The sequence below is a fragment of the Pelomonas margarita genome, assembly GCF_043555875.1.
GTDB classification, from domain to species: Bacteria; Pseudomonadota; Gammaproteobacteria; order Burkholderiales; family Burkholderiaceae_C; genus Pelomonas; species Pelomonas margarita.
In genome coordinates this window covers 1-416 of sequence record NZ_JBIGHW010000064.1, presented here as the reverse complement: position 1 = coordinate 416, position 416 = coordinate 1, and the positions used below count along the sequence as shown (strand labels likewise).

1 protein-coding gene is annotated in these 416 nt (G+C 68.8%); it reads right to left on the bottom strand.

Annotated features, from left to right (window positions below; genetic code table 11):
• A partial coding sequence (locus ACG0Z3_RS23245; protein ID WP_394402432.1) for a hypothetical protein occupies positions 1 to 416 on the bottom strand: 416 nt, incomplete at both ends.

Here is a 416-nt window from a genome sequence, read left to right as displayed (position 1 = left end):
CGAAGCTGCCGTCTTCGTCGGTCGTGCTGACGACGATGGTGCGAGCGGCGTTGCCATCGGCATAGACATGCGAGAAGCTGCCAGCCGCAGCCTGCCACTGGGCTGCCGTGAAGTTCTCGACGCTGCCGTCACCCCAGGCGATGCTGTAGCTGCTGCGGGTGTCGGCACCAGGGTCGTTGGCTGCGCCGACAGACAGCAGGTAGGCCACGCCTTCCGTGACGCTGGCGGCGCCGGAGACCGCGGCGGTGGGTGCGATGTTGTTGACGTTGACGACGCGGGTGGCCTGCGTCGAGCCGCCGTCCTCGTCGCTGGCTGTGACGGTGATGGTGCGCGGGGTGGTGTTGACCGCGCCATCCTGATCGTCCGCGAACACATGGCCGACGCTGCCGCCCAGCGTGGCGAGTTGTGCCGCGGTG